At 70.4% G+C, this 5,839-nt stretch carries 6 protein-coding genes; 5 read left to right on the top strand and 1 reads right to left on the bottom strand.

Translation table 11 applies throughout. The features are described 5' to 3' along the window. Positions 1–20 precede the first annotated feature (20 nt). On the bottom strand, positions 21–1,142 hold the full coding sequence (locus M3Q23_01345) for a hypothetical protein (protein MDP9340758.1): 1,122 nt from the start codon (positions 1,140–1,142) through the stop codon (positions 21–23). A 714-nt stretch (positions 1,143–1,856) separates the two neighbouring features. On the opposite strand from M3Q23_01345, the gene M3Q23_01350 reads away from it, so the two are divergent. The 5 genes from M3Q23_01350 to M3Q23_01370 all read left to right on the top strand — a co-directional run bounded on the left by M3Q23_01350 (position 1,857) and on the right by M3Q23_01370 (position 5,796). Then, the gene (locus M3Q23_01350) at positions 1,857–2,009 is read left to right on the top strand and encodes a CBS domain-containing protein (protein ID MDP9340759.1); all 153 of its coding nucleotides are present in this window, start codon (positions 1,857–1,859) and stop codon (positions 2,007–2,009) included. Between the two features lie 57 nt (positions 2,010–2,066). Further along, a complete protein-coding gene (locus M3Q23_01355; GenBank protein ID MDP9340760.1) occupies positions 2,067–3,695 on the top strand; it encodes a GAF domain-containing sensor histidine kinase in 1,629 nt (542 codons plus the stop codon). Between the two features lie 125 nt (positions 3,696–3,820). Continuing rightward, positions 3,821–4,303 carry a hypothetical protein gene (locus M3Q23_01360; protein ID MDP9340761.1) on the top strand — a complete coding sequence of 161 codons (483 nt, stop codon included), beginning with the start codon at positions 3,821–3,823 and terminating at the stop codon, positions 4,301–4,303. A gap of 44 nt (positions 4,304–4,347) precedes the next feature. After that, the gene (locus M3Q23_01365; GenBank protein MDP9340762.1) at positions 4,348–5,013 is read left to right on the top strand and encodes a response regulator transcription factor; all 666 of its coding nucleotides are present in this window, start codon (positions 4,348–4,350) and stop codon (positions 5,011–5,013) included. A gap of 177 nt (positions 5,014–5,190) precedes the next feature. Beyond that, positions 5,191–5,796, top strand: coding sequence for a DoxX family membrane protein (locus M3Q23_01370; GenBank protein MDP9340763.1), 606 nt, complete (start codon positions 5,191–5,193; stop codon positions 5,794–5,796). The last annotated feature ends 43 nt before the right edge of the window (positions 5,797–5,839 follow it).

Below are 5,839 nucleotides of genomic sequence, written 5' to 3' on the forward strand. Positions count from 1 at the left end.
CAGCTATGTCTCGAACGTGCTCAGCAGGGGTGGCTGGGTCCGTTCGGCCCCGCGGGGAAGCAGGTGTCCTTACCCGGTCCCCCGAACAGCTTGTCCAGGCCCGGTCCCCCGTACAGGGTGTCGTTCCCCTTGCCACCGAAGACCTTGTCGTTGCCGGCCCCGGCGTGGATGACGTCGTTCCCCGCGAGACCGCAGATCACGTCGTGGTGCGCGGTCCCGAAGATGACGTTGGAGCCGGTGTTCCCGGTCATCGTGCAGTTGCCGGGGCCGGGCCCGCCACCGCCGCCACCGCCCCCACCGCCGCCACCGACGGTGATGACCACGGTGTCCACCGAGGCACAGTCGTTCGACGGGTCCGGGTCGGAGGCAGCGCCCGAGACACAGGCCTGGTTGGTGAGGACTCCGGCCGTGACGGCGAGCACGGCGACCTGGATGGTCGCGGTGTCCCCGTTGGCCATGGTCCCCAGGTCGCAAGTGACCGTCTCCCCCGTCTCGGTACAGGTTCCCTGGGAGGGTGTCGCCGACAGGAACGACACCCCGGCGGGCAGGGTATCGGTGACCACGACGTCGCCGTCGGTGTCCGGACCGTTGTTCGCCACGTTGATGTTGTAGATGATGGGGCTCCCCACGAACGCTCCCGGGAACCCGGTCTTCTCGATCGACTTGTCGGCGGACGCGAAGATCGCCGCGGTCACGTCCTCTTCCAGGCTGAAGTACCCGCTTCCACCCGTGGGAATGGGCGGGTTGAAGTTCACGTCGCCGCTGTCGAAGTTCGGCCCGATGTTGGTGAAGGTCACCCCGGGCCCCTCATAGCCGGTGGAGCCGAACGGGCAGCCGGCAGGATGGGGGGTAACGTCGCACAGGCCGTCTTCATCGAAGCCGAAGATGTCCACGCCGGGCGCGCTGAGGTGCAGGACCGACAGGGGAGTCGGCCCGTCGTTCTGGACCCCGATCAGCGAGTCCTCCGAATTCTCGTAAGCCGGCTGGGAGAGGTCCTCCAACGTGGTGAGACTCCCCGACGGATTGATGTAGAAGAGGATCCTGCAGCTCGTGTCCACCCCGACGGGCGGACACTGGTTGAACGGCGGCGTCGGTGTGGCCGCCGCGGCCGGTCCGGCCGTCGCGATCAGGAACGCCAGCACTGACAAGGCAGCGATCCCCGCTGCGGTCGCCCTCCGGCGAATGCTCCGCTGCAACATCCTTCCCCCTTTCGGCCCTCTGCACGAAGGCTCCGAAAGCCCCTCGATTCTCGCCCAAGAACGTCTGTGCGAGGGGCTCCCGTGATTGCCCAACCCTAATTGATCGGTTCGGGGCGGACAGTGACGTACGGGCGGCAGCGTGTCAAGCGCATCGAGCCCAGTTCACGTGCCGTTTACGTGCGGGGTGCCCTCCACCCTGCCCGCCCGAGGCGGGGCGTTCAGCCCTGCTCGCTCCCGGGGCAGCCGCACAGGCTGTGAGGCGAACGAGGAGGAGTTCGATGGCAACTCGCAGGGTCGACGACCGCAAGCACCTGGAACGGATCCTCGGAACCGTGGGTAACGCCATGACCGCCACCGTCGTGTACGTCACCCCCGACATGGAACTGGGAACCGCCGTCCGTCTCATGGAGAGCTCCGGCGTGAGCGGGGCCCCCGTGGTTGAGGACGGCCGGGTCCTGGGCGTCCTGACTGTCCAGGACGTCTTCAGCAGGCTCCCGCTCCCGGGCACCCACATCGAGACGTCGGGCCCTTTCCGCCGGTGGGAGCGAGCCCTGAACGAGCTGTCCCTTCGTACCGCCGTGCTGGTCCGCGACGTGTGCAGCTACCGCGCGCTCACCGTGGACCAGGAGGCGGCGCTCGCCGCCGCGGGCCTCCCTGATGTCCGCCGGGCGGGTCAACCGCCTGCCGGTGGTGGACGCGACAGGAGCCCTGTGCGGCATCGTGACCCGAAGCAACGTGGTGCGGGTGGTGGCGCAGGCGTACGACGGCGCCGCACGGCGCGACCAGAAACAGCTGGCCGGCGCGCTCTGATCGCGGTCCCGTGGCGGGACTGGCCGGCAGGAGGGCGGTTGGGTAGCGTTTCCGAGCATGGAGCGTGGGCACCCCCGGGACCGGCAGGCTGCCCTGCTCGAAGCGGGCCTGGCCCTGTCCTCCCAGGTCGAGCTCCCGGCGGTCCTCCAGCGGATCGTGGAGCTGGCCGTGGAGATCACCGGGGCACGCTACGGGGCACTCGGCGTCCTGGGCCCGGACGGGCGGATCCGGGAGTTTCTGACCGTCGGGGTGAGCGAGGGACAGCGGGCGGCCATCGGGCACCTCCCCGTGGGCCGGGGCATCCTCGGAGTCCTGATCGCCGACGCCAGGCCCCTTCGACTGGCCGACATCCACGACGACTCCCGATCGGTCGGGTTCCCGGCCAACCACCCCCCCATGAAGTCGTTCCTGGGCGCCCCGGTGAAGGCCAGGGGCCGCGTCTTCGGCAACATCTACCTCACCCAGAAGCAGGGGGCCGAGCAGTTCAGCGAGCAGGACCAGGAGGACGTCGTGGTCCTGGCGACCCAGGCCGGCGTGGCCATCGAGAACGCCCGGCTGTACGAGGAGGCCCGGCAGCGGGAACGGCGTCTGGAGGCCGTCCGGGAGGTGGCGACGGCGATCCTGGCCGGCACGGACCAGGAAGCGGTCCTCGAGCTGATCGCCCGCCGGGCCCGCGAGCTGGTCGGCGCGGCGCTTTCCACCATCGCCACGCCCGACGACGGCGACACGCTCGTGATCCACGTGGCCGACGGCGACGGCGCCGACGCCCTTCGGGGCATGAGCTTCCCCGTGGAGGCTTCGGTGTCCGGCGAGGTGATCCGATCCGGGGAGGCGGTCCTGCTGGAGGACGCCTCCGCCGACCCCAGGATCTTCCAGCCGGTCGTTCGGACCGGCCGGATCGGGCCGGCCATGTTCGTGCCCCTGTCCATCCGCGACCGCACGTTCGGCACGCTGCTCGTCGCGAACCACCCGAGCGGCCGGGTCTTCGACCAGGAGGACCTCGACGTAATCCGCACCTTCGGCGACCAGGCCGTGCTGGCCCTGGAGTACACGCGGGTCCAGCGGGAGCTACACCGCCTGGCCGTCCTGGAGGACCGGGAGCGGATCGCCAAGGAGCTGCACGACGGCGTCATCCAGGCGCTGTTCGCCGTGGGCATGGGCCTCCAGGGAACCGCCGGGCTGGTCCGCGACGCCGAGCTCGAGTCCCGCATCGAGGGCGCCGTCGCCGAGATCGACCGGGTCATCCGGGACCTCCGGAACTACATCTTCGGCCTCCGGCCGGGCATCCTGGCCGACCGCCAGCTCGACCAGGCCATCCGGCATCTGGCGGTGGAGTTCCAGGACCGGACCGGCGTGGTGACGGTGGTGGACATCGACCCCGAGGTCGCGTCGGAGATCACCGGCAAGGCCGGGGACGTCATCCAGCTGGTGCGGGAGGCCCTGTCCAACGTGGGCAAGCACGCCGAGGCCACCACGTGCCGGGTCAGCCTCCATCGGGGGGAGGGCGGCGCGGTCCTGGAGATCGACGACGACGGCCGGGGCTTCGATCCACGGGCAGCGGACGGCGCCGGCCTGGGCCAGGGGCTTCCCAACCTGCGCGGCCGGACCGAGGCCCTGGGCGGGAAGATGGAGCTCCTGAGCGCCCCGGACGAGGGGACGACGGTCCGGGTCCTGCTGCCCCCGTAGCCCCTGTAGCCCCCGTAGCCCCTGTAGCCGTGTCGCCGGGGCGGAGGCGAATGGGCCGGGAGACCCGAGGCACGGGAGTCGAACGGCCCTGAGGGTAGCTCGGGGCAGGCCCGATCATGGTGGGCATGTTCGTTCGCGCGTTCACCGATCTCCCGGTCCCGTTCGGGCTGGCCGAGGAGTCCCTCCTGCGGTCGCCGCAGACCTGGGTCCCCGGCCTGGCCTCGGACGCCGACGCCCGGGGAGAGAGACTGCTGGCGGAAGTCGGGGTGGGACGCCCCGGGCGGCGCATCAACAAGCAGGTCGAGATTGACGTCGGCCCCTCGGTACGGTTCCCGTCGAAGACCGTCCTGCAACTGTCGTGGCGCGCCGTCGGGCCCAAGGGGTTGTTCCCGGAGCTCGAAGGCGACCTGGAGATCGCGCCGATGGGGCCCACCAGGAGCCAGGTCTCGCTGTCGGCGCGGTACGTGCCTCCTCTGGGCGCGGCCGGCAAGCTCGTGGACAGGGCCCTCCTGCACCGGGTGGCCGAGGCCACGGTGCAGGACTTCGTGCACCGGACCGCCGAGACCCTGGAGGCCCTGGCGCTCGAACAGGTCTCGGCTGTCCCGTGACGATGGGCGCGCCCCGGTTGAGCCCGAATCGTCCGGATGAGACCATGAGATCAATGGGAGCACCCCTTCGGATCATGCTGGTGGACGACCACGAGGTTGTCCGCAGCGGCATCCGGGCCATGCTCCAGGCCACCGATGACATCGTGGTGACCGCCGAGGCCGGCTCGGTCCGCGAAGCCATCGACGAGGCCGAGCGTTCCCGTCCCGACGTGGTGGTCATGGACGTCCGGCTGGTCGACGGCAGCGGCATCGAGGCCACCCGCGAGATCCGGGCCCGCCGCCCCAAGACCCAGGTGCTGATGCTGACGTCGTTCGCCGACGACGAGGCCCTGTTCGCCTCCATCATGGCCGGGGCCGCCGGCTACGTACTGAAGCAGGTCAAGGGCGGCGAGCTGGTCCGGGCCATCCGAGCCGTAGGGCAGGGCCAGAGCCTGCTCGATCCCGCCGTCACCAGCGCGGTGCTGGACCGCCTCCGCCGGGGCAAGCACCTCATGAAGGACGAGAAGCTGGCCCGGCTCTCACCCCAGGAGGAGCGCATCCTCACGCTCGTGGCCGACGGCCGGACCAACCGGGAGATCGGCGAGGACCTCCACCTGGCGGAGAAGACGGTGAAGAACTACGTCTCGAGCATCCTGTCCAAGCTCGAGGTGGCCCGCCGCGCCGAGGCCGCCGCGTACCTGGCCCGCCACACCACCACCCCCGGCTCCTGATCCCAGCTTCGCCCCCTTCCTTCCAGGGTTCTGGCGTGCGCGCCGGCGGCCAAAGGTCCCGCCCGGTCGGGACCATGGTCCCGACGGGTCCCGGAAGGTCCCGGCAAGCGACGGTCCTCCGGCCCCAGGCACCGAACGCCTCGCGACGGATGTTTGGGGTATCGAAAGGAGGGCGTCATGAACCAGACGGCAACATTCGAGGAGCCCAAGTTCGCACGGTTCCTCTTCGCATCTCCCGCGGGGGCCTGGATCTGGCTCGTCGCCCGCGTGTGGCTCGGATACCAGTGGCTGCACGCCGGGTGGGAGAAGGTCACCGGCACGGGCGGCGGGACCTTCTCGTGGCACTGGGCCTACACCTCGGACTCCTGGCTGAGGTCCTCGGCCGGGCTGAAGGGGTTCGCCGGGTTCGCGCTGCAGGGCGCGGGCACCGAGCACGCGGCCGTGAACTACGGCTGGTACGCATCGTTCCTGCGCTACTTGGAGCACAGCGGCGGATGGATGGCCCCGGTGATCGCGATCGGTGAGGTCGCCATCGGCGTCGGGCTCATCATCGGAGCCCTGACCGGCATCGCGGCCTTCTTCGGCGGCATGCTGAGCGTCTCGTTCGGCCTCGCCGGGGTCGCCGGGGTCAACCCCCTGTTCCTGGTGGTCGAGATGTTCCTGGTCCTTGCCTGGCGGAACGCCGGCTACTATGGCGTGGACCGCTACCTGCTCCCGGCCATCGGGACGCCGTGGCACCGGGGCAAGGTCTTCCAGCACGGTCGGGTGCCGGTCACGGCCTGACCCGAAGCACAGCAGTCGAGAGCCCGAGGAGGGGGCCGTCTGG

This window comes from Actinomycetota bacterium (genome assembly GCA_030774015.1).
Classification (GTDB): Bacteria; Actinomycetota; UBA4738; order UBA4738; family JACQTL01; genus JALYLZ01.